This is a genomic window from Ruegeria sp. CL5, assembly GCF_056536485.1.
The window spans coordinates 63,378-87,077 of sequence record NZ_JBQFPS010000012.1 but is presented as its reverse complement, the minus strand read 5'-3'; the positions used below and the strand labels follow the sequence as shown (position 1 = coordinate 87,077).

Annotated in this window: 21 protein-coding genes; 12 read left to right on the top strand and 9 right to left on the bottom strand. The window is 53.3% G+C overall.

Going from position 1 to position 23,700, the window contains the following annotated elements; all coding sequences use genetic code 11:
- Positions 1-116: 116 nt before the first annotated feature.
- The 3 genes from ACR0IU_RS18355 to ACR0IU_RS18345 are packed head-to-tail and all read left to right on the top strand — an operon-like array spanning position 117 to position 1,538.
- Positions 117-644, top strand: coding sequence for a helix-turn-helix domain-containing protein (locus ACR0IU_RS18355; protein WP_480717265.1), 528 nt, complete (start codon positions 117-119; stop codon positions 642-644).
- Positions 645-675: 31 nt separating this feature from the next.
- Positions 676-1,311 (top strand): hypothetical protein, encoded by a 636-nt coding sequence (locus ACR0IU_RS18350; RefSeq protein WP_480717264.1) that lies wholly within the window; start codon positions 676-678, stop codon positions 1,309-1,311.
- Positions 1,308-1,538: a hypothetical protein gene (locus ACR0IU_RS18345; protein WP_480717263.1), complete on the top strand. Its 231-nt coding sequence runs from the start codon at positions 1,308-1,310 to the stop codon at positions 1,536-1,538. The genes ACR0IU_RS18350 and ACR0IU_RS18345 overlap by 4 nt, the downstream gene beginning before the upstream one ends.
- A 148-nt stretch (positions 1,539-1,686) precedes the next feature.
- Here the strand turns inward: ACR0IU_RS18345 and ACR0IU_RS18340 are convergent, their stop codons facing one another.
- Together ACR0IU_RS18340 and ACR0IU_RS18335 are read right to left on the bottom strand one after the other, a co-directional pair.
- Positions 1,687-3,561, bottom strand: coding sequence for a DUF3604 domain-containing protein (locus ACR0IU_RS18340; protein WP_480717262.1), 1,875 nt, complete (start codon positions 3,559-3,561; stop codon positions 1,687-1,689).
- Positions 3,562-3,788: 227 nt separating this feature from the next.
- Entirely contained in the window at positions 3,789-5,054 is a 1,266-nt protein-coding gene (locus ACR0IU_RS18335; protein WP_480717261.1) for a TAXI family TRAP transporter solute-binding subunit, read from the bottom strand.
- 494 nt (positions 5,055-5,548) lie between these two features.
- Between ACR0IU_RS18335 and ACR0IU_RS18330 the strand changes: the two genes are divergently transcribed.
- Together ACR0IU_RS18330 and ACR0IU_RS18325 are read left to right on the top strand one after the other, a co-directional pair.
- The gene (locus ACR0IU_RS18330) at positions 5,549-7,222 is read left to right on the top strand and encodes an alkaline phosphatase family protein (RefSeq protein WP_480717260.1); all 1,674 of its coding nucleotides are present in this window, start codon (positions 5,549-5,551) and stop codon (positions 7,220-7,222) included.
- A gap of 270 nt (positions 7,223-7,492) precedes the next feature.
- A complete protein-coding gene (locus tag ACR0IU_RS18325; protein ID WP_170782182.1) occupies positions 7,493-9,415 on the top strand; it encodes a DUF3604 domain-containing protein in 1,923 nt (640 codons plus the stop codon).
- A gap of 1,190 nt (positions 9,416-10,605) precedes the next feature.
- On the opposite strand, the gene ACR0IU_RS18320 is transcribed toward ACR0IU_RS18325, so the two are convergent.
- Positions 10,606-12,069, bottom strand: coding sequence for a leucine-rich repeat domain-containing protein (locus ACR0IU_RS18320; RefSeq protein ID WP_480717259.1), 1,464 nt, complete (start codon positions 12,067-12,069; stop codon positions 10,606-10,608).
- Positions 12,070-12,308: 239 nt separating this feature from the next.
- Between ACR0IU_RS18320 and ACR0IU_RS18315 the strand changes: the two genes are divergently transcribed.
- The 6 genes from ACR0IU_RS18315 to ACR0IU_RS18290 are packed head-to-tail and all read left to right on the top strand — an operon-like array spanning position 12,309 to position 16,343.
- Positions 12,309-12,755, top strand: a complete 447-nt coding sequence (locus tag ACR0IU_RS18315) for a DUF2141 domain-containing protein (RefSeq protein WP_480717258.1) — start codon at positions 12,309-12,311, stop codon at positions 12,753-12,755.
- Positions 12,756-12,801: 46 nt separating this feature from the next.
- Entirely contained in the window at positions 12,802-13,350 is a 549-nt protein-coding gene (locus ACR0IU_RS18310; RefSeq protein WP_480717257.1) for a TetR/AcrR family transcriptional regulator, read from the top strand.
- Complete coding sequence (locus ACR0IU_RS18305) at positions 13,347-13,598, top strand: hypothetical protein (protein WP_480717256.1); 252 nt, start codon at positions 13,347-13,349, stop codon at positions 13,596-13,598. The genes ACR0IU_RS18310 and ACR0IU_RS18305 overlap by 4 nt, the downstream gene beginning before the upstream one ends.
- Before the next feature lie 12 nt (positions 13,599-13,610).
- Positions 13,611-14,765 (top strand): aromatic ring-hydroxylating oxygenase subunit alpha, encoded by a 1,155-nt coding sequence (locus tag ACR0IU_RS18300; protein ID WP_480717255.1) that lies wholly within the window; start codon positions 13,611-13,613, stop codon positions 14,763-14,765.
- Positions 14,762-15,823: a 2Fe-2S iron-sulfur cluster-binding protein gene (locus ACR0IU_RS18295; protein WP_480717254.1), complete on the top strand. Its 1,062-nt coding sequence runs from the start codon at positions 14,762-14,764 to the stop codon at positions 15,821-15,823. Before ACR0IU_RS18300 ends, ACR0IU_RS18295 begins: the two co-directional genes overlap by 4 nt.
- Positions 15,816-16,343, top strand: a complete 528-nt coding sequence (locus tag ACR0IU_RS18290) for a hypothetical protein (protein WP_480717253.1) — start codon at positions 15,816-15,818, stop codon at positions 16,341-16,343. The genes ACR0IU_RS18295 and ACR0IU_RS18290 overlap by 8 nt, the downstream gene beginning before the upstream one ends.
- 197 nt (positions 16,344-16,540) lie before the next feature.
- Here the strand turns inward: ACR0IU_RS18290 and ACR0IU_RS18285 are convergent, their stop codons facing one another.
- The 4 genes from ACR0IU_RS18285 to ACR0IU_RS18270 all read right to left on the bottom strand — a co-directional run bounded on the left by ACR0IU_RS18285 (position 16,541) and on the right by ACR0IU_RS18270 (position 20,626).
- The gene (locus ACR0IU_RS18285; protein ID WP_480717252.1) at positions 16,541-17,617 is read right to left on the bottom strand and encodes a lyase family protein; all 1,077 of its coding nucleotides are present in this window, start codon (positions 17,615-17,617) and stop codon (positions 16,541-16,543) included.
- Positions 17,610-19,124, bottom strand: a complete 1,515-nt coding sequence (locus tag ACR0IU_RS18280; RefSeq protein ID WP_480717251.1) for a tripartite tricarboxylate transporter permease — start codon at positions 19,122-19,124, stop codon at positions 17,610-17,612. Before ACR0IU_RS18280 ends, ACR0IU_RS18285 begins: the two co-directional genes overlap by 8 nt.
- A gap of 5 nt (positions 19,125-19,129) precedes the next feature.
- On the bottom strand, positions 19,130-19,597 hold the full coding sequence (locus tag ACR0IU_RS18275) for a tripartite tricarboxylate transporter TctB family protein (protein WP_257599590.1): 468 nt from the start codon (positions 19,595-19,597) through the stop codon (positions 19,130-19,132).
- 69 nt (positions 19,598-19,666) lie between these two features.
- Positions 19,667-20,626, bottom strand: coding sequence for a tripartite tricarboxylate transporter substrate binding protein (locus ACR0IU_RS18270; protein WP_480717250.1), 960 nt, complete (start codon positions 20,624-20,626; stop codon positions 19,667-19,669).
- A 109-nt stretch (positions 20,627-20,735) separates the two neighbouring features.
- Between ACR0IU_RS18270 and ACR0IU_RS18265 the strand changes: the two genes are divergently transcribed.
- Positions 20,736-21,653 (top strand): LysR family transcriptional regulator, encoded by a 918-nt coding sequence (locus tag ACR0IU_RS18265; RefSeq protein WP_480717249.1) that lies wholly within the window; start codon positions 20,736-20,738, stop codon positions 21,651-21,653.
- Between the two features lie 481 nt (positions 21,654-22,134).
- On the opposite strand, the gene ACR0IU_RS18260 is transcribed toward ACR0IU_RS18265, so the two are convergent.
- Together ACR0IU_RS18260 and ACR0IU_RS18255 are read right to left on the bottom strand one after the other, a co-directional pair.
- On the bottom strand, positions 22,135-23,034 hold the full coding sequence (locus tag ACR0IU_RS18260; RefSeq protein ID WP_480717248.1) for a plasmid partitioning protein RepB C-terminal domain-containing protein: 900 nt from the start codon (positions 23,032-23,034) through the stop codon (positions 22,135-22,137).
- Entirely contained in the window at positions 23,031-23,645 is a 615-nt protein-coding gene (locus ACR0IU_RS18255) for a plasmid partitioning protein RepB C-terminal domain-containing protein (RefSeq protein ID WP_480717247.1), read from the bottom strand. The genes ACR0IU_RS18260 and ACR0IU_RS18255 overlap by 4 nt, the downstream gene beginning before the upstream one ends.
- Between the last annotated feature and the right edge of the window lie 55 nt (positions 23,646-23,700).

The window sequence follows — 23,700 nt, the reverse complement described above, 5'->3', positions numbered from 1 at the left end:
CACGCTCGGGTACTGTGTGTCCAAATCTGGCCTGATCCGGCTCGTCCGGGCGCATATCGGCTGTGATATTCCTGAACTGGATTGTTTGCCCGAGCGTTTCCAGCGGAGGTGTCGCGATGAGTAGGCGGCGGTCTCCCAAGGGCAAACGGTCGGATGAGGGCCAATATGTCCTTATGCCCTATGCCATGATCAAATCTTCTGCGTGGAGGGCCTTATCCGATCCTGCGGTGAAGCTCTGGTTGGAGCTTCACACCCGCTACAACGGTGGCAACAATGGCAAGCTGTTTCTGTCGATGAACGAGGCGGCAGAAATCCTAGGATTGGGTAAGGCCACTGTTCAGCGGGCTTTCGAAGAACTTCAGGACAATGGCTTCCTTGTTCTTGAGCGTGAAGGCAACTGGTACCACCGTCGGGCCCACGAATGGCGGTTGACGACCAAGACGACGCAGACCCGGTCCGGCAAGAAAGCAGCCACCAACGACTGGCGGTTCTGGCAGCCCGAAAAAACAAAACGCGGTTCTGAGACGGACCCGTCAGCATCCTCCGTGGTTCCGTTTGAGAACCCAAAGACTTCCCATGGTTCCAAATCAGAACCCGTCAGACCGGTTTCTCGCCGGTCCGTCGGTTCTGAAACGGAACACTAATACTAACCACTCCCTGTTACGCGAGGCGAACATGAGCAAGGCACAGAAAGACAAAAGCAACGATCTTCAGACAACGAACTTCGAGCTTACCGAAGCGGAAACCAATGCAATTGCCGATCTGAGGGAACGGAAGAAATCACGCGTTCGGGCGCCGAACATCAAGTTGGACTTCGATGAAGACACACGCAGGCTCACGGTTGGGCACAAGGGAAAAGACCCAAAGTCGGGCTGCGCGTTGGCGATGCATGAGCTAGGCACAGTCGATTATCGGTTTTTCGAAGGCGTGATGGATCAAGTCGCGACGCTTGGGCAACAGGACAGCTCTGTTTCTGAGACAGCATCAAACTTCGTGATGTCTGTTGTTGCCGGGGTTGGGCCGCAAGACGAGATCGAAGCCATGCTGGCGGTGCAGATAGGGGCGATCCACCAGGCGACGATGATGATGGCGCGGCGCCTGAACCATGTAAAAAATCTCACGCAGCAAGACTCGGCGGAACGGGCGCTCAATAAGCTGGCGCGGACCTTCACTAACCAGGTTGAAACCCTGAAACGGTATCGCTCCAAGGCAGATCAAACCGTTCGTGTTGAACGCGTTGAAGTCAAAGAAGGCGGGCAGGCTATCGTAGGCACTGTCCAAAACGGGGGGCGGTCGGATGACAAAAAGTGACGGCAACCTCATGGACCCTACGAAAAGACTCAATGATGCGCCCAGGTGCACAGCAACGGCAAAGTCCACCGGCAAGCGATGCAAAGCTCCAGCGGTTCGAGGCTGGCGTGTTTGCCGAGTTCATGGTGCAGGCGGCGGGCATGCATCAGGACCTGACCATCCGTCCTGGAGACATGGACAAAGGTCCAGAGAAGCTGAGGAACTGCGCAAGACCATCAATGAATTGATCCGAACAGACAAGACGCTGCAGAAGCTGATCCATTGATTGGGCAGGGGCTGGTAACCGACACAAAGTAGTCATTCGACAAAACTAGTCGGATGTCTACACCGAGCCCTGAGCAGACTAAGTGATACTTAGTCTTAACCTAATATCACTCATCCCTGAGGTGTGTACCAAATTGGTGATGTGTAGGCCCGCTCCTGTATCGAGCGCGGCGCTTCGTCTGGGATCTCCGTTCCGAACACCTTTGCATCGTATGTCGTCCAACGCGGCGTTGGTATTGCCAGCACTCTGACATAGTAAAACGCGCTTTGCGTCGGGTCGAAGTTCGGGTCTTTCCAATATCCGGCGAGAATTGCCTGGCCGATGTCATTTGTCCAATACGCGTTTTCTACATCCACCGTATTGCCAACCGGACCGTCACACGCCGCGTTTACAAGTTCACGCCCGCCACAAGCAACATCATAAACACGTTCCGAAGTTGTGCCGTCACTGTTCAGCCAGCCTTTGACAATCTGAATACGGTCGAGGTTGGCCCCATCGGGGTCACGGAGCGCACGGATGAGAAGGCGCGGAGACCGACCGTCACTATCCGCTGGCAAATCCGCCCCCATCGGGACGCCATTTTCATATCCATACGCGGCAAAATCCGCACGTGGCAGGTCTGTTTCGTCGAATTCAAATCCGGCAAAAACGCGAATACGCATGTGCGGCCCCGTCGTCGCATAAACCTCCTTCCGAGCAAAAGCATCCCAAATGGCCTCGCGGGTGTTTTCCCTTGCCCAAACGGCCGCCAAACCCGACGCCGAAGTCTGCCATGCATATTGGGCAACACTCTCGTCACCACCAATGCCGCCGACGACTTCTTCAAATCGGATCGGGTCAGCAGTAGGTTCAACAGCCGCGACTTTCCCGAAGAAATTGTCCTCGCCAACCGTGGACAGCGATGTATGAGCATCGGTTGAACCGATCACGCCAAATTTGAAAGGGTTTGTCCCAGTTTCCGCCTCGTATCCTAGTCCACGACGCAATGCCGCGCGTGCGTATTCGCGCGGAAGCATTTCAGGTGTCTTCGGTTCTGGTCCGAGTTGTCCTTTGTCCCACGTTTCGAAGTCAGCAAATTCATCGTCTGGTGACAGCATGGGATGTGCTTCGCCGTCACCTTTCATTTGCGTGATTTCGTAGATCGGTTCCCACTTGGCACGCTGTTTGAAATACTCAACATCGAACGCTTCGCCGGACAAGCGCACTTCGTCGAACATCAACCCGTTGGACAAATTGCCATTGTGCGGGATCGCGAGCAGCTTTTGGCCTGTTGTCTCTTCGGCTTGTTCCATCCATGCCCAAAGGTCTTCGGGGTCAAAGCTATCAAAGTTCGAGAACGGGATGATCTTGTCAGCGCCCTCTTTGTCACCGTTGAATATGACATTCCTGTGCAGATTGTTCCGCTGTGGGTTTGAGGTCCACTCGAACCCGATAAGCGCAGTAAACAAACCCGGTTGATTGTGTGTCTCAGCGGCAGAGGTAATGTTGCTCCACGCCGTTTGGTAAATCTCCTGATAATCCGCCAATGGGTCTGTGCCAGTGGACTTGGCTTGGCTCCAAATCGACCATGCGCCAACGGGATCACCGGCCTCGACAGCTGCGTTCAGTTGCTGGCCAAACGCCGTGGAGAGCAGCGTGGCATCTTTGGCTGAGAGCAACGGCGCGAGACCAAGGTTTTCGGCGTGATCGGCGATAACCAGAAAATCCAATGGTCGGCGCAACCTCGCTTCGACACCGGTGCTGGATGTAACGACTTCGCCTTTGGCAAACCTGTAAGCTTCATCAGGGCCAAGTACATTCCCGATCATGCCGGCATCAGCAGAGTACGATGTATGCAAATGGGTGTCACCGAAAAAGACCTGATTAGGGAAGTCTTGCTGTGGGTAAGGAGAATACTCTCTGTCGCTAGGTTGAGTGCTTGGGACGTCCTCAGCGTGCGCACCAGCCGCAAGTGCGATAGTCAGAATAGATGCTAAACGGATCATTTCCTAACCTCATATTTTGTTCAAACCTAACAACGCTCAATACAAGTAACTATGACGCATAATCTGAACTCCATTCGTACAGCACAGCCGCCGCTCAATAAATCTCTGCGAACGATGGCTGCGACCCCAAAGCGGCGTACACGCAATTACTAAAGCACACACCTGTATCGAAGTCTCAAATTAAAAAGGTATTTTAGCGCGGATTGCTTGCGAACGTTGAGGTTTCATCAACTTTTTGCAGTTTGGCGACGCGCAATCTCCTGTCGAATTAGGTCTATGTGCAAACGTGCATCATATGCTCCCCGGCGGTATGCGAGCGGCAGATTCAGATTTGCAAGGGCGGTGTCCACGTTTTCGATATTTTTGGCGACTTCTTCAACCTCAGTTGAGGTCTGTGCCTTGCTGAGTTCCTCCTCAAGCGCCATGATACGCTGATAAAAACGCCAGACCCGGCGCTTTTGAAACCACACGTAACTGGACGGGACTATCCGCAAAAACGGTACTAAGAACAACAAAGGCAACAGCAATAACAGTACGCTGCCAAACTGGGCTGCGATCCAATATGGCAAGACGCCATGCAAAAAGTTTGGCCCAGAGTTTATGAGTTCTGTGGCAATTTTGTTCAGTGGTACAGGCGGTGAAGCCGTGTTCGGATACTCGCGCGCACTTTGCAAAATATTAGGTTCGCTATGAATGTTCTTTGCTGCATTCACTAACCTATCGGTTACTGCTGGGTGCAGATCGGATGCGGCGATAAGTGAAGCTCGCAATGCTAAGATCTTGACGTCCTCTGGTGGTCTTGGAGGGTCAAGTGTGATTGATCCTGCCGGTACAGTTACCGAATTCGCTCCGGAAAGTTTCAATGCAAGGGCATCGACCAAAGCCATAGGGACGAAAATGATTTCTGGATCAAAAATTGCATCCATAAGGTAAGGTGCATCGAGTGGAGCGACAAACAACGCCGCATCCGCTTCGTTGGCATATAACGCCTTTATCGCATCATTGCCCCCGACATCGACGAGGTTTATGCCGACATTTTGCAACTCGGCGGCCTCAATTAGCGCTAAAGCGGCGGCGCGAGTACCGGACGCCTTGGTTCCTGCAGCTAAGCGAATGTCTCCCCATTCTCCTGCATTGGTCCCGACTGGACTAGACTTTCCGCGGAACACCACCATGGGTTCAAGAAAAATGGCGCCCAAAGACTGTAAGTTTTCGTCCTGAGGTAATTCCAGGCCACCCTGAACAAATGCGGCGTCCACTTCGCCAGAAACAAGTTGCTGAATGTTCTCAACGGACCCCTCAGTTTCAACTAAAATTACCTGAATGCCGTCACGTGCAAGTTCTGCTTTGTAGAGTTGTCCAACTTGCCAATATCCGCCGCCGCTTATGCCAGCGGCCAGCTTAATACTGTTGGGCGGTTTCAAGCCAAAGATCAGAAAAACAAGCAACCCGATAAACATAATCGGAAAGAGAATGAAAAGAGCTAAGCGCATTTATTCTCACATTCAGATGATCGGAACCGATAATTCGTTCTCATTTGATAGCAGTCTTTTTGCCAACGAGAAACCGATCACAGTGGGTAGCACTCGAAAGTTGGAGTTCTTCGGTTCAAGTATCCCTGAAGAATAAGTTGGTTGCGCAAAAAACCAAGAGCGCTTGAACGAGGTCGAAATCAAAAACTGGCCGTCTAAGCAACGGTTTATCCTATCGTAAACCAGAGTTTTAGTTTTGTCTTTTTGTCGGCAATGTCCCGCATCTCGGAAATTGCAAAGTCTTGTTGCGAATGTCCGGTTTAGGCTGTCTGCGGTCCTTCGGTGAAAGCGGGCCAATGGCGGCAAAGTCCGCAGAGCAGACTTTGAGGAAAATTCTGCGAACGACCGCATCGAGCCCAAAGCGGATGTTAAAAAGAGCATCTTTTCTGACCCTTGGTAGCCGGTGGGCGCAGATGCTGGTATTCAGAGCATAAGGTAGCCCTATGAGGTCATAAATGCAGAGATCACTGGCGTTAGTCTCAACCATCCTCCTTTCAATTCTCGCAACGACAGCCAGTGCAACGGAAGACATCAGGCTTGTTGTGCAAATCACAGTTGATGGACTGCGCGGAGACTTGATTTCTCGTTATGAGGCCGCCTTCGGCGAAGCCGGCTTCAAAAGGCTTATGGAAAGCGGCGTCTGGTACACTGACGCTCATCATCGTCACGCCAACACCGAAACCATTGTTGGCCACGCGACACTCGCTACAGGAGCCCATCCCTCTGAGCATGGAATGATTGGCAATGCCTGGTTCAACAGGGCTGAAGAGCGATTGGGATACAATATTGAAGATCCGGACTACCCGATGCTGCCGGTCCCAGGCTTCGGTGGAGACGTTGATCAAGTCGACCCGACACAAGCCGCTGCTGTGACTTCGGGCCGTTCTCCAGTTAACTTGTTGGCGACGACTTTCGGAGACGAACTGGTGAAGGCCAATGCAGGTCGATCAAAAGTGTTTTCTGTATCTGGTAAAGACCGTTCGGCGGTTGCAATGGCAGGGCATTCTGGAAAAGCTTTATGGCTGTCGGCGGCAACAGGGGCTTTTGAAACAAGTAAATTTTACTATGACGCTTATCCAGATTGGGTTCTCGATTGGAATTCCAAACGCCCCGCAGATGCAAAAATCGAACGTGAGTGGTGGCCGGAGTGTTCAGACGCACCGTACCTAATGGAAAGAAAGGAACGCTCCTTCGTAACGAACCTTGGTACGTTCGGCCGAACTTTCCCGCATTTCTATGGGACGCCAGACGACGGGCTCTATTACACGCAAGTATTATTGTCGCCGCATGGAGACCGGATCACAGCCGATTTCGCAAAAACTGTAGTCAAAGAGGAAGGGCTTGGAGAGGACGAATGGCCAGACTACCTAAGCGTCAGTTTTTCTGGCGTTGACGCGACCAACCATTTCTTCGGACCTTCCAGCCTAGAAAATGAAGAAATGGTGCGTTGTTTGGATGAGACACTGGCAGATTTCTTTGAGTTTATGGATCGAGAGGTTGGGCGTGAAAACTTGCTTTACGTACTTTCCGCCGATCATGGCATGCCGGAAGCGCCAGAAGAGATGGCCGAAGCTGGTCTTTCAACCTTCCGTAACTCAACCGAAGCATTGATGATGGACGTGAATTCGGTGATCGCCGATGAGTTCGGAGTGGAATCCGCAATACAGTTCTTTTTCCGCCCTTACGTTTATTTGGACAATGGCGCGATAGAAGCGTCAGGCGCCGACAGACGCGTAATCGAGCGACATATCGCAGAAAAACTGATGGCTGCATCTGGCATTGACCTTGCGATGCCGACCGAACCGCTTGCTGAACAGCGAGGGCATACTCTGGAGGAGCAGATCCGGCGAAATTATCACCCAACGCGCTCTGGCGACATTTACGTTGTGCAAACGCCTTATTCATTTCTCTTTGAAGATGGCCCGATTGCCGTTATGCACGGATCGCCTTGGCGCTATGACACACATGTTCCGATCATTTTCGCTGGTCCAGGCATCAAGCCCGCTCGCGTCAGCCGTCCTGTTTCAACGGTGGACGTGGCCGTCACTCTGAGCACTATTTTAGGTATCAGCCAACCTAGCAGTGCTGCTGGTGAAACGCTTACCGAGATTGGCATTACAGATCCATGAGTGGTCTTGTCCTTTTATCGGATGCCGGACTGTTAAGTGTGTCGCTATGGTTGGCTGTGTTCTTTGGCCTAGTCTGCCGAGTTTGGCGAGATTTGGAGAATGACCTCAACGAACGTCAGGTTTGTCCGCAATTCGGACATCGATCGATTTTCTCCAAATAACCGCTCTGCGGACAAAGCCACCGTTTTTGAATTGATAGCTTTTGGCAGTTGGGCTGGATAAAGTCCTAGGATTAAGAGACCAGTTTTGAAGCTTCAGGGATTTTCCAAGATGCGGTTACAGTACCTTGTTGTATGTATGGCCTTTGTCACAGGGACTGCTTCTTTTGCGCAAGTTGCTCCGCCTGACGCAAGCGATACGTTTTTGAAGGGGCGACCTTATTCGCCTTACGCTGATCGCGCCTATCCAGAGAGAGTTTTCTTCGGGGACACGCACGTACATACTGGCCTATCGGCAGATGCGGGAGGCGGTGGAACACGCCTCATGCCACGCGATGCTTATCGTTTTGCACGAGGAGAACAAGTCACTTCTAATACTGGACAGCCCGTTAAATTGCACCGCCCGTTTGATTTTTACATGATTACTGACCATTCCGACGCGATGGGGGCTATCACGGACATTATTTCAGGAGCCCCCAACATTCTGGCTGACGAGCAAGGCCGCGAGTTTCACAATGCTTTCAATGCGGGTGGCGAAGAGGCCCTTCGTGCGATGCAGCAACTCATTGCGAGTTTTGCCCAAGGTACAGTCTCCCCAGCGCTCAATTATCAACCCGGCAATCCGGCATTTGCAACAGTTTGGGGTGACATTATCGATGCAGCAGAAGAGTTTAATGATCCCGGTGTGTTTACGACTTTCATCGCTTTCGAATGGACCTCACTTGTCCAAGGCAACAACCTGCATCGCAACGTGATCCTTCGCGATGGGTCTGACATTGCACGCCAGATACTGCCCTATACGACGACGCCACCAGTAGGCTCACCTAATCCGCGGGACCTCTATGCCTGGCTTCAGAATTTCGAAGACACAACAGGCGGAGATGCCCTCGCGATTGCGCATAATGGCAATCTATCCAATGGTTGGGTGTTTTCACTGGTTGATGACTTTGCAGAAGGCCAACCACCGTTGGACCGCGCATACGCCGAAGCCCGCGCGAAGTGGGAACCGCTTTATGAGTGGTCCCAGATCAAGGGCGATGGTGAAGCGCACCCGCTGTTGTCGACGGAAGATGAGTTTGCCGACTACGAGACATGGGATTTTGGCAACCTTGATGCCAGCGTTACAAAGACGCCGGAGATGCTGCCCGGAGAATATGCACGGTCAGGGCTACTGCGCGGCCTTGCTCTTCAAGCTGAGCTTGGTGTGAACCCCTACAAGTTCGGTGCCAGCGCGGCCACAGACACCCACACTGGTTTGTCTGCCGTCGCAGAAGACAATTTCTTTGGTAAACACACGGCTTACGAACCAAATGCGGAACGTGCAAGCCATGTCGGAAAGTCTTTTTCTGATGGCGATGTAGCTTACTACGGTTGGGGTTACAGTGCCGCCGGATTGACCGCCGTGTGGGCACGGGAAAACACGCGAACATCTATATTCGACGCAATGGAACGTCGCGAAGCCTATGGCACTACCGGCCCGCGCATGACTGTCCGCTTCTTCGGTGGTGACTATTCCGAAGACGCAATTGCACGGCGCGATCTAGCTCGGATTGGTTACGGTGGAGGGGTGCCGATGGGCGGTGACCTCACTGTTGCTGAAGGCGAGGCGCCGGACTTCTTGGTGTATTCATTGCGTGACCCCGTTGGTGCGAACCTCGACCGCGTCCAGATCATTAAAGGTTGGATTGATGCGGATACCGGGGAAGCGCAGGAGAAAGTTTATGACGTGGCATGGGGTGGAGACAGAAGCCCGGACGAAAACGGCAAGCTGCCCACTGTTGGGAGCACGGTCGACTTGTCCATTCCGTCTTGGACAAACACGATCGGCGCGTCGGAGTTAGGAGCGGTTTGGACAGACCCGGACTTTGATCCCTCGGAACTCGCTTTCTATTATGCTCGCGTGATCGAAATCCCGACACCACGGTGGACTGCTTACGATGCCGTAAAATTTGGGGTCGAGATGGGTTCAAATGTACCGATGACAACTCAGGAACGGGCATACACTTCTCCTATTTGGTACACACCGAATAACTGAAAATGCATCTTTTACGCTTGCTGACTTAAGGCTTCTTTGGGCTCGAAGAAGACGTTCGCTGCACTTTGTATGAGTGTCTGCTATTCTTAGTTACCGGTCGTTCCGTCATGCTCGAACCTGAGGCTTTGAAGCGCCAGTTCCAGTGATTTGCGTGGTATATTTAGTGGTATGCATTTTAGTTTCTAAGATTTTATAAATTTTTAACAATAAGTTATATAAAATGTAAGGTTGCTCCTCGGTCCGCCACTGGTTTCCTGTGTGGGACGACACATAGTTTTGCCATTTGGCACCCATAGTCGTTCCACTGGCGATTGCCCTTTCTTTTTTCTTTGTTTCGCAGCGGTGCGGCTTCGACACCAGAGGGACAGGCGAGGTTACGCGAAATTCTAAAGATACTTGGCGTAAACCTGAACCCAGCCGAGGGCGAAGATATTGACCGTATGCAGGTCAGAACTGAGCCCTTCTCCGATGAGGAAATGTGGGAAAACACGCCTCCGCGTTTTCGGCATATGCTACCACCTGAGGTGATCCGGAAGTTTGACAAAGGATAGCTGGGCGGGGGCTTGGGTTTCGTGCGCCAATATTTCTAGTGACCCATTTTTCCGGAGCGCCACTCAACCAGAGATCGCTTCACATCAAACCGCTTCAGCGATGTTCACGGTTCGTTTTAGTGAGGCTAGTCATCCAGTGGTAGCGAAACCAGCCATTTTTTGGTGTCGAACCGCCACGACCGCACTGCGGACTAAACGGTCAACCGACGAATAAACCAAACGAGCCGCTTTGCCTTGAATATCTGTCGCAGGGATATCACAGTCATATGATGAATCTTTTGTTGCACCGATATCGTCAAGTTCGTCTCAGCATCGAAAATTCACGGATTTGGGAATTTGCCACAAAGACCACCTTAAGACTTGTAATCAGTTCATTGTTTGTCCTCACGGCTGCAATGCTCACGATGCTTGTCTCAGTCTTTCTCTTCACTTGGAGCAAGGTTCTCGGTTTATTGGCCTGCGCCGCATTTGTAGCGCTATTGTTAGTCGTCAACATTTTGGCAGATGAAGGTCGTCGGCGGGAAAAGGGGCGCTAGGGGCTCGAAGCGGACATCTGATGGTTTTGGTTGGGCAAAATCGCCCTATACACGAGCTCAAGGTCGGCTGTGCGGGACAAAGCCGCCGTTGGTTGCACTGCAATCAATGTCTGGTTTCGCGAGCCAAAATGCGCACTGCCTTGATCGCGGTATCGTGCTGTGCCTGTAGCCCATCACGTCCCGTCTCCCGACTGACCAATTGGGCTAATTCAGGATAGCGCTCGACCGCTGGTGTATTGCGTAGTGCGAGGCCGATGTCCGAATTTTCACCAACGAAACAGGGCAATGTCGCAAGAACCGATAAATCACTGACACGGCTGCCAGCCACGTCCAATCGCGTAAGGTTCTCCATACCAATCAATGGGTGAAGGCTCACAATATTTGTGCTGCTGCATGTAAGCGTGATTAGTCTGCTGCAGTTTTCTAGCCCGTCTAAATTTTCAAAGGCGCCCCCAAACAACGATAGTATTTCGAGACTTGGAGGCGAAGGCAGTGGTCTTAAGAGTGGACCATATGCGTTCTTGTCAGTTGAGATAACCAGACGACGTAGCTCCCTACAAAACGACAAAGGCGAAAGGTCGGTTCGCGGTGAGATCTGAACAAGTGCGGCATCTTGCAAATGTGGCAACTCTGTCAGAGGACGCAAATCGGAGTTGGCGGACGGGCAGAACACCAAGTGCGTTAGTTCTTTCATATCTGAAAGAAAAGATAGATCAGCCAAAGCGACCTTGAACCGTAGTGCGAGCGAACGCATTTGAGTTAAGTTTTTTAGCGGGCGAGCATCTGATACCTTGAAATCGTTCAGCTCTAAGGCTTCCAAACCAGAAAGCTCAGCAATTGGCGAAATATCTGTGACTTCTGGCGCAGTCAACTTGAGCTTCTTCAGGCCAGTATGAGAAGCCAAGGGATGCAAATCCATTGCGCCATATAACCTAGCATCAATTTGCCGTAGGTTTTTTGATCTCGTCAAAGCGTCGAGAGATAGGTTTCCGACTTTCTGGAATTTAAGCTCCACCAGCTCGGGTTGCTTCGTGACTTCAGCAAGGTCTGCAAGCACCTGAAACTCTGCTTTCTCAAGCTTCGGTAAGTTACCAAGAGTGATATTGCCATGAGTATTGAGTATTTTGATTTCGATAAGTTCCGGCAAATCGGGAACTTTGACATGTATTTCGCCGGAGTGGCTTAGCTCTAGCCTCTGAAGTTTTTTCAACGAAGCCAGCACCGAAAAATCCGCAATCTCTGACGCATTGATTTTCAAGCTTTCGAGGCTGGGCAACCCACCCAGTGGAGACAAATCTGTGATTTCAGTATGGGAAATTTCTAGCTCGCGCAGATGGCCATCAAGTTGGCTAATTTCAGGCAAAAGCCTTCTGGACTTCCCGGAGATGACCATTCTAGCAGCCTTTGTTTCAGCACAACGCCTAATTGCACTCAAAGCAAATTCGACCGGGTCAGTCGGCGCTCCGTTTTGGCAAAGGCGATCAGAGGACACCGCTGGCGACTGAATCCGCCTGAGCAACTCCTGTTTGGCTCTTTGAAAGAGGTCACTTTTGGTCGGCTTTTTCATAAGTAGACATTCGCGGCAATGCGGAAGAAATGCAATCTGGGCTAAAACCAGTCATCTGACGGTTTCGGTTGGGCATCGTGCCGGTACAGACGGCATCAAGGTCGGCTGAGCGGACAAAACGGACATTGATGATTTTTTGACGAACGACTGCTCTGCCTGACATCAGGTTAACTGTCATTATTGACAATTAAAAACGTCGCCTCTATTTGTTGTCACACTTGACAGCAAAGGAATGCACGATGCTTGCACAAAAGTTAATAATCACCTCTGCACTTGGTTTGTCTTGCACCCTGAGCGCATCTGCCTTGGCTGCTGAAACTGGTGCGTTAACAGCGAGCGTTGACGGAATTCGCAACTCGAATGGCGTGCTGGTCGTTGCGGCTTTTGATGACGCGGCCGCATTTGAAGCGATGGATGTCATGAACGCTACGGCCGTGGCAATCATTCCTGCAAACGAAGGGCGCGTGTCAGTGACATTTCATGATTTGCCAACCGGTTCATACGCAATTGCCGCCTTGCATGACGAAGATAGTGACGGCGATCTCGACCTCGACGGTGAGGTTCCGACCGAAGGGTATAGTTTTGCTGCCATGGGCCAAAGCGGTCTTCCGCCAAGGTTCGGCGATGCTCTGACAGTCGCGGGACCGAATACTTCAAGAACCCTCACGCTTCGCTATTGGAATTGAGATGGTGGGTCGTCCGTCAAATCGCGATGACCGCTATGAGCAGGTGATGCAAGCGCTCATTCGCTGCGTCGCGCGCTACGGCGTTGACGGGGCGTCGCTCGCACAGATTGCTGAAGAAGCAGGGTTGAAGCGCCCGTTGGTACGCCACCATCTTGGCAACCGTGAAGACATGATGGCTGCGTTACAGGGCTATGTTTTTGGGGCCTTCTCTAATCAGACGGAAGCGATGATTGCCGCAGCACCGCCGACGGATGGGGCCAACTGGCTTATCGACGTTCTGTTTTCGGACGCAGGCGCATCGTCATCAGAATACGTTCTGGTTTTTGCTGCACTCACCGCGCGGGCTGCCGAGGATGCCGGTCTGCAAGCTGAATGCCAAAGTGTTGTTACTGATTTCGAAGACGCAGTTTCCACCATTTTGCGATCAGATTTCCCCGAGGCTGACGACGATCAGTTGCAGGCAGCAGCACATGGCATCGTCGCCGTCTATTACAACGCAACATCACTCGCGTCTTTGAGCATGCCCGAGGCGTGGCAAGCCCGCGCGAAAAGGGCGGCTCAGATACTTATAGGTACTTTGAAAGAGACAAAATGACCCGTGCTCGACTGCTCAACTACGCGACTTTCGTGATCCTGATGGCCACTACGGCTCTGGGCTACCAAGCGCTATGGGGCCTCCTGTTTCTCTACTGGACGATCCCCAACTTCTACTCTGGGCATGCGTTTCTTCTGTCGGATGTGACCCGAGATGAAGACCCCATCCTGTTCTGGCTGATCCAGTTTGCTTGGGTGGTGCTGGGTCTTCTGTTGGTCGCTCTCGAATTCTTACCACAAATGATCTGAGGAGGTCTCAACATGAAGCCCATGCTGCATTTACTGCCCGTCGAAGCTTATACCTCTCAGGAATGGTATGACCGCGAAATGCGCGACATCTTTTCTAAGACCTGGCGCTATGCCGGGTTCATGGAAGATGTCAGCGAACCGGGCCAGTACATTACAGTTCAAGCCGGCCTGAACAACATCTTTGTCGTGATGGGACGGGATCGCCGCCTGCGTGCCTTCCATAACATCTGTCGGCACCGTGGCACGCAGTTGATACGGGCGGTTGGTAAGACACAAAAGGCGCTGACGTGTCCTTATCACGACTGGACCTATGACCTTGAGGGCAACCTCGTCTCGGTTCCGGAAGAACAGGAAGAGTTCGGCCAGCTCGATAAGTCATGCCTTGGCCTCAAGCCTGCAAAAGTCGATCTTTGGAAGTCGATGATCTTTGTGCATCCCGATCCGAATGCGCCTTCGGTCGCGGAGTGGTTCGGACCCGCTGAGCCGCATATCGGGCCACATGTTCCTGAGGATCTTGTCGAATACGAAGAGCTGAACACCAGCTATGAGATCAAAGCCAACTGGAAGGTCGTCGTTGAGAATTACATCGATGTGTACCATCTCAGCCATCTGCATTCGAACACGCTTCAGATGTACGACCACAAAGCGGCCAAGTACCATTGGGAAGGCCCACATTACATGTTCTGGGAACCGCCTATTGATGCGTTTCTGAAAGATCAGGAAAGCAAGCTGATCGCGCCGCGCGTGATCCCAAAAGACATGAACGGTGCATGGGTTCCCATGATGTTTCCCGGCATTGGCATTGGTGCGAGCGAAGACGGCTGGAACGTCTTCATCATCGAACCGCTCGGACCAGAACTGACCCGCGTGCACAATCGTGGCCGCGTGTCCAACAGCTCTGGCTGGGAGTTCACGAAACAATCCATGAAATCTTCGATGTTCTGGACGAAGTTCGGTCTCAGCGGAAAATACGAGGCTCATGATGCCATGAGCGAAGACGACCCAATGGTTGCAGGCGACTTTACTGGCGAAGACATCTACGCCTGCGAACAGCAGCAAAAGTCACTGCATTCTCCCTACTTCGAAACCGGCCCCGCAGCAGTTGGCGAAAGCCCTGTCATTGACCATCAAAAAGTGGTGCTCGAATGGCTGGGAGAAAAGACATGACGCGCGAGTTTCACCCCCTGACCGTTCTCGATACCCGTGAAGAAATTGGTGGCTTGGCGAAGACGGTCATGTTCGATGTGCCAGACGCTTTGCGGGAAGCATTCACTTGGCGTCCCGGCCAACATCTGTCGTTCCGCTTCACAATCGACGGTGAAGAGCAGCGCCGCAGCTATTCGATTTCTTCTTCTCCCTTCACGGGCGATCCGCTGAGGATCACCGTGAAACGGGTCAAAGGCGGTGTCGTCAGCAATCACATCAATGACACAGTGAGAAAGGGCGACGTGATCGACGTCATGCCACCTTTCGGTGGTTTTTGCCTCGATCCCAATCAAACCGCGCGTCGCACGCACTACTTTTTTGGCGCTGGCTCAGGCATCACGCCTCTTTACGCGATGCTCAGCTCCGTCATGGCTGCGGAGCCAAACTCATTCGCGCATTTGGCCTATGGCAACACCAATGAAAAGAGCATCCTGCTTGGGGATGAACTGAATGGTGTTTGGACGAGCCATCGAGATCGGATGTCGATACATCATGTCTTCTCCAAGCCGGGGTGGTGGTCCAGCGCTGAGTATTGGCGCAAGGGCATTGTCGGCAAGGACGCCATTGATGCCCTGATCACAGAGAACCCGCCCTACGCGCAAGATGCCCAATACTATGTCTGTGGGCCAGGCGGCATGAACAAGGCCGTGAAAGCAGCGTTGATGTCGCTGGACGCGCCAGCAAGCCGCATCCACATGGAAAGCTACGGTGGGGCGGCGGACCTTGATACAAGCGTTGACGGTGTCGCATCGTCGATGGAGGTGACGCTCGGCGGCGTCCAACACACCGTGAGCATTTCACGGGGCCAAACTCTATTGGAAGCAGCAAAAGCCGCGGGTTTGAAACCACCATTCTCCTGTCAATCTGGTGTGTGCGGCGCATGTCGTGCCAAGTTGGTCTCTGGCGATGTTCACATGCGCGCTCGTATGGCGCTTGAAGACAAAGACATTGCAAACGGAGCGCTGCTAACCTGCCAGGCTTTACCAACGACCGAGAAACTATCGGTCAGTTATGACTAAGGCATTTTCCAGCGAGGAAGCTGGGACATTTTTTCTGGCGAGTATCGGTCTCACTCTTGTCACGTGGCGCATCAGTTTCACACTCGGTGCTTACGGGGAAGTATTCTACACAGACTTCCTGTCGATCTGGTTTGTATCACTTGCCGCGCTCATTGCCAGTTTCGTTGTCGGCAGAACTGCGGACGGAACGCGATATCTGACTTGGTGGGCTACATTGCTTCTCAGTTTGCCCACTGTCGTAATGACCTCCGCCATTTGGTCTTTCAATCCTGAGGTTCTGCCAAACTTGTCGTTTCTGTTGCTTCCGGCAATTCCTTTCACCGCATACATCTTGGATTCTGTTGCCGTGCCCGAGGCCGCTGAGCTTCATAGCAAACAGCTATTTCAATGGCTGGTCACCATAGTGGTCATTGTGAATGTCGCGAGCTTCTTGGTCGGGAAGTATAATTACGCTTTCATGACATGCGATGATTTCAGCATTGCCGGGGACCATCTGCCTAGAAATTGTTGGAATGGTTAGGCGACTCCATCGCTTTGCGGCTGACCGATACGAAGAAAACAAAGGCCCCAGCAGCCGACATACATGAACGGCACCGCATCAGTCGAACCGGGTTCTTGGCAGACCTCAGCTTAACAGCGTCCAGTTTGCTGCAAGACGGACACAGCCTCCATGCGCCGGAAAAACGCGAATGACGGTTGTTGTTTCTTTGTCGCTTCTCAGATCAGATTCTGTTTCATCCGGTCTTCGTCAATTCTCAATTCAGAAAGCACCCGCTTTGCCCAGGACAGCGCGCCAGAGGTCAGCAGAAAAACTTCTGGCACCACCACCCATTCGCCGACCCAGACACCCCCGGAACGCTCATGCTGGTGTAGGGTCAGTTCTCCGACTTGCTCTGATCTTTGGCGCCCAAGCCTTGCGACAGCCTCGGCAAACTCGCTGGCCCGTTGGTTGCGCTTATGGTGCATGGAGGACGAGGCACCCTTTCCGTTTTCATGGCACTCGCAAATCTCGCCGATGTCGCTGGATGACAGCAGATTGATGTTGTGTGCAATCTTGCAGATCGACGCACAGAGACCGCCGAGAGCAGAGGCAATATCAGCAACGCCATCACGCGCATTCTGCCAATGGGGTTCGGCTGCGTTCAACCCAAGGACCTCCGCCAAGCCGGCCTTTACCTCGGCCCCTTTTCCTTCTTCGTAGTTGGACAGATCGCCCAGGGGTCCGCCGACCTGAACCAGCGCTCCGCGCCTTTCCGCTTCGGTGATCGCCTCGCGACGACGCATAAGCTCCGCGCGCCAGACTTCAAACTTGGTCCGAAGCAGCATCGGGATCGCGTGTTGCCCATTGGTGCGTCCGATCATGTACGTGTTGGGGTGCGCCTCGATCAGACCCGTCAGCGAGGACACGAGCTGATCGAGGTCGCTCAACACGGTCGCCAGACCGAGCTTCATTTGCATCGCAAGCGCAGTGTCCATGATATCTTGCGTCGTACTATTGAAATGGACGAACTTGGCGAGATCCTCGCCGACGTGTTCGCGCAGTTGCCCGACCAATCCCAAGATGGGTCGCCCGACAAGCGCCATGTCCTGCCGCAAGCGTTCCTGATCGAGCTTTCCGATGCAAAACCCGTCGAGTGCAACAGCAGCTTCATTCGGCACGAGACCCACATCACTTTGCACACGCGCCAGCGTTTGTTCGACTTTGATCCATGCGGAGATTGTCGAGGATTCCGACCAGATGTGCCGCATATCTGTGCTGGAAAAGCTACCTTGCATGAGCTGCCAATCAAGCATCACCCAACCCTCCTTGCGCCAGTTTGCGTTCCTTCATGATTCCGCGAACGCGTAAGGCAATCGCCCCGGCACCAAGGATCAGGAAGGCGAGCGCAATCGGTCGTTCGACAAAGATCAGCGCACCGCCATCTGACATCAGCAGGGATTGCCGGAATGTTTCTTCTGCGCCCTTGGCCAATACAAAGGAGATCACGAAGGCCGCAATGTTGAAGTCATATTTGCGCATCAGCCAGCCGACGAAACCAGCACAGGTCATCACCGTCACATCGAACATAGAGCCGCGCGCCGAATAGGCCGCAACAAAGGCCGTCATGAAGATCAGCGGATAGAGCACATTGGTCGGGATTTTCAGGATCAATCGGGCGACTTGCGTGGCACCAAAATAGCCGATCAGGCCATAGGCGAGGATGCCGAGCATCCCGCAAGCAAAGAGCTTGTAGACCAGTTCCTTGTCTGTCAGGAACAACGTCGGGCCAACCTGTATGCCGTGGATCAGGAATACGCCCAACAGGATCGCCCCAATCGTCGAGCCTGGAATACCCAATGTCAGCAGCGGAGCCATGGAAGGGCCGGATACCGCGTTGTTGGCGGCTTCGGGTGCTGCAACGCCTTCCAATGCGCCCTTGCCCCATTGTTCAGGGTTTTTCGCGCGGCGCTTGCCTTCCCCGTAGGAGATGAAAGCCGCAATAGCTGACCCCAGACCCGGTAAAACACCAATGCCAGCCCCGATGAACCCACCTCGCACGGCATGGGGCAGGCAAGGTTTGTATTCCTCCCATGTCAGGTCATTGCCGTCAGCTGAGCTTTCGTTTTCCTTGGTCTCGCCAGTTGCTTTACGGCGTTCTTCAAGCTGCGCAAAGACTTCGCCCAAGACAAAAACGCCAATCATCAACGGCACCAGGCCGATGCCATTGGAAAGATCGAACGAGCCGAATGTGTAGCGCTCTTCGCTGGAAATTGGATCGAGCCCTACCATTGCCACCAGAATACCCAGGAGCGCAGAGGCCAGACCTTTGACGATGGACTTTCCGATTACCGAACCGATCACCACAAAGGCTGCAAAATAGATGGCAAAGGTTTCCGGAGGTCCGAGTTTCAGCGCAATTGCCGCGATGAAACCAACGCCAACAACCAACAGAATGTCGCCCATGAGATCGCCGATCACAGATGAGATCGTGGCAACCTTCATTGCTTTACCTGCCTTACCAGCGCGGGCCAGTGGATAGCCGTCAATCTGCGTCGCGGCGCTCGCGGCTGTGCCAGGCGTATTAAACAGGATCGCTGCGATGGAACCGCCATAGCGCCCGGATTTTCCGATCACATAAAGAAAGGCGAGCGCAAAGAGGGGCGACATATAGAAGGTGATTGGCAGCAGCATCGCGATTGCCGCTGAAGCTGTCAGACCCGGCGTTGCGCCCACGATCATGCCCACGGCAGCGGCAAGGACGATGGCAAAGAGCAGCATTGGGTCGGTGATGACCGAAAGAAGGGCGGGAAAAATTTCCATGAGACTTACCCCTGTATCCAGCTGAGCAGGTCAAACACTTCGCCATAGGGCGGGAAAACACCAAGCAGTACAAAAAAGATGAGGTGGAACACCAGCGGGCAGATGACCACGGAGACCGCAAGGCCGATCCAGCTCCGCACACCGAACATATACAGCACGATGGGAGCTACTATGGCCGTGGGCAGCAAGTAGCCAAACCAACGGAATGACTGTTGGTAGATCAGCGCAATGATGAACAGCGCGATGATCTGGATAGTGGCACCGCTGTCTCCGCTTGCTGTAGCGACATCTCCGGTCTGACGGGATGCACCTAGTAACAAGAGACCCGACAAGCCCAAAAGAGCGACGGAGGCAGCAAAGGGCACGATCCCGGCCCAGGTGTCGCCGGGCGATGCAGCTGGCACCTGCCACGCGCCCCAAATGGCCACAAGTGAAACGATGGCCAGCACAAGACCTTCGGCATAAGCGCGCATGTCATCCTCCCTGAAAAATGCGTGGACAGAAAGAAGCCGGGAGATCATCGATCCCCCGGCCGTGAGGACTTAGTTGGTCAAGCTTTCAACCAAAGGAGTGGCGTCCTCTTTCATAGAGCTCAGAGTTGCCTTGGCGTCTGCGCCGCTCTGATAGACTGGACCGGTCCCACGCGACGCCAGCAATTCAGCAAATTCAGGCTTCGCTGCGATCTGTTCCAGCGCTGTTTCCATCGCCGCGATCACTTCAGCAGGCGTGCCCTTCGGAGCAAACACGATCACCGGCGAGGACACAGCTGCAAACGGAATGCCCAACTCTCCAAAAGCAGGCACATCCTTCATGATGGCATCGCGTTCTTGACTGTTGACTGCCAGAGCGCGCAGTTGATCTTCGAACCCGGCCAGCTGTTGTACACCTAGGAAGCCGAAGTCAGCTTGTTCCCCGATTAGAGCGGCGCGAGTTGGCCCTCCGCCCTTGAACGGAACGTCTTGTGCTTCAATACCGTTATTGGCGAGAAAGCCCAGACCGCCCACATGGTGGAAACCACCGCGGCCTGAATGCGCCCAACGAAGCGATCCAGGATCAGCCTTGGCCGCGTCGATCACGTCCTGAACAGTCTGAAACGGGCTGTCTTTCGGGACCATCAGCGAGGTTTGCAATTGGCCGACCTGCGCAACGAACTCAAAGCTGTCCAGTGCATCAATGTCGGTGTCGCGGGTCATGGTGGACAGCAAGAATGAGCCACCAGAAGTCATCATCATCGTGTAGCCATCAGGCCGTGCGCCAACGACAGAATTGGCTCCATTCAAGCCACCCGAGCCGGGTTTGTTCACGACAACAACCGGCACATCCAAAATGCCTTCGGCTGCCGCTGAGATAGCGCGGGCATAGGCATCAGTGCCACCGCCTGCCTTGTAGGGTACAACCAGGTTGATCGGGCGCTTGGGCCAGTCAGCCGCAAAGCTGGCTGTGGCTGATGCCGCAAGGGCGATGCCTGCCAGTGCGGCAGAAATGAGTGTTCTGCGTTTCATAGAGTCCTCCCTAAATTCTCTTCTGGTCTCACCTAGCAGATCACAGAGATTGCGAAAAATGCAAAGATGTTTAGTTTACTTGCAAAAGATGTAAGTGACGGTGGCAAACATGAACATCAAAGCGCTTCGTGCATTCAGAGCAACGCTGTCTGAGGGATCACTCGCAGCAGCAGCAAAAATACTGCACCTTTCGCAACCAGCGGTGAGCCGGTTGGTTTCCGGTCTTGAGGGGGAGTTGCGGCTTGATCTTTTTGATCGAAGCGGCCGGAACCTCACTCCAACACCCGAGGGACTTGCATTTTATCGCGAAGCTGGTCGCATCCTCGACAACCTGGATGAGATCCCAGGCATCGCCGCCGAGATTCGTGCAGGCCGCACTCAGAATCTTCGGATCGTCGCAATGCCGCGCATCGCGCGCGCGCTGGCTTCCCCTGCCGTCGGTCAATTTGTAAGGGCGAACCCTGATACAAATGTCAGCCTGGATGTACGTGCCCGCAGAGAGGCTGGGAAGTGGCTGGCCGGTCGAGAATATGACGTGGGCATTGGTGCGCTTCCCGTCGAACACCCCGACATCCAGACTGAACTGCTGTTGCGCGTTAGAGCACAAGCCGTCGTACCAATTGATCATCCGCTTGCTGATCTGAAGGAGGTTTCCATTGATGATTTAGGTGACGTTCCTATTGTCAGGCTGATGCACGGATTGCTTCTGCGCGATCAACTGGATGATATGTTTCGATCCGCTGGGATACTACCAAAACAAACCTGCGAAGTCGCATCTTCCTCGCTGGCATGTGCCCTCGTAGCGGATGGCGGTGGTGTCACAATTGCAGATGAGCTTGTAGCGGCCAACGTAGATAGAGATCGCATTCGAACCATCCCCATAACGCCCGAACGCTGGATGTCGTTTGGGCTTCTCTTTCCGGTTCAGTCAGAGCCAAACGAAGTACGTGACCAGTTCGTTGATGTACTAAAATCACATGTCACAGCACTTGCGGCGTCAAGCGAGGCGATAGAAGTGATGTACTAGAAACTCGCGTATGCCTGCGGGCCTCTTCAAAAAATTTTGATAATTTCAAAATTTAAGCATCCAGAAAGCGGACTTTGATGTTTGATGCAGCATTTGGCACTTTGGGCTCTTCGCTGACTTTCTCTGCAATTGGGATCAATGTCTGCAACCAGGCAGATTTAAGTAATGGTGCGTTGGCTCCGCAGCGGCGCTAAACACTCAACCAGAGATCGCTTCACATTATGCCGCTTCAATGATGTTCGCGGTTCGTTATGGTGAGGCATTTCAGCCAAAAAAGTTGTCTGCGCGTGCCTCTGAACCAGAATCTACGCGCAGACTATCGAGAAACCTGCCGGGCGTCTGGCCCGGCATGATGGGCTCCGACGGGTTCGCCGTCCTCCCCATCGCCGCGCTTGATCCGCCCCACCGTGCGGCGTCTCCTGCGGTCCCCGCGCTTGATGGGTCCGGGTCCCCAAAAACAATTCCAATCAGCCGTGAGGGTTCAGGACGTGAAGGTCTCGTTTTCCGTGATCTTTTCAAACGCGGGTAAGAATGCGTCATGGTGCAGCGAAAGGTAGCGTGTGATCTGCTCGCTGCGCATCAGTTTCGCGATGAACCCGCGTGTCAGGACCAGATCGAGATGATCCGCGCCGTAGCTGTCTTCGACAAGGCGGGCCTCGCGTTCCAGATTGGCAGACTCGCGCTCCATAAGCTCCAGTTGCTCGCGTGAAATGCCTCTGATCTTTTTCGGCGTTGCCGCCGACACCAACTGGTTTTCGGGCGTCGCGGCCAGAAGCGATCGGGCATAGTTGATCGTGAACTTGTTCATGGCGACCATGAGTTGCGCCGCTTCAATCTGCCGGATCGGCTTCATTTTCTTCAGAATCTGAAACCCGGTCAAAGCCACTTGTTTGTCTTTCAGTAGTTCCGCCGCCTCATCGCAAATACCATCCAGAAGCTGGTGTTTTTGCTTCAGGGTCTTGATGTTGACATTAAGCGCGCTCGCCAAACGGGCCTCTGGTACGCCAAGTGAGAGGGCTCTCAGGATCATCTTGTGCTCTTGAATGGTCGCGAGACGAGAGATGCGTTTGTTGTAGGTGAAGGCTTCGTCGTCCGTGGACACAAGACATCGCGCATGTGTCTGACCCTGGTCTTTCAAAACCTCAAGGCGCAGATGCCCATCAAGCAAAGTATATTGACCAGCGTTGTATGGGTCGCGGGCCACAACCATAGGTTCAACAAGACCGACGTCCTGAATAGATGTGATGATCTGTTTGAACTTGATGCTGGCCTTCTTTTGCGGCGTGACAACATAGAGCGGTGCGATGTTCTCGAATGAGAGTGTTACCAGCTCCTGTTCAAAAGCTGCTGCAATCTTCTGTTCTTCCTTGGTCACCGTCATGTGGATATCTCCTCGAATTTTGCCAGGCGATCTGCAACCTGCTTTGGCAGGCTGATCAAGCCTTCGGCGCGAAGCAATGTGACGAAGTTTTCGTCAGTCATCAGGGTCTTAAGCGCTTCTGTCAGAAAGAGCAGTTCGCTGCGCGTTGCACTTGCTTTTCTCAGCAACACCTTCTTTTTCTCGACATCGTTTTCATAAGTCTTGAGCAGACTTTCGACCGACAGGCTTTTACGCGGTCGTTCACCAGTGCTCGCGCGGCCCTTGCCATGCTTCTGGCGCGCCTCAACCAGACGCTTGGCCGCCAGGAGTCTGCCGCCGCGCAGAAGCTTTTTCTCATAAGCTTGCCTCAGAACACGTTGCACGCCGACGTCATCCGCGTCCGCAATGTCAACGGCAACACTGACCGGAATCTTACCGCTCTCCACTGCACGCAGAAGGCGGTGTTCGTGACTTTCCAGAAGTTTAATGACGCCGTGGACATACTTCTTGGACAGCTGAGTCTTGGCGGCGATTTCAGTTTCAGAGTAACCCCTTTCTTTGAGGCGCCCAATGTCTCTGAGCAAATCCAGCGAATGGTGGTGCCTGCGCGCCAGGTTTTCCACCAGGCTCATAACAAGGCAATCTTCGCTGCTGGCATCTATGACGATCGCCGGTATTTCAGATTGG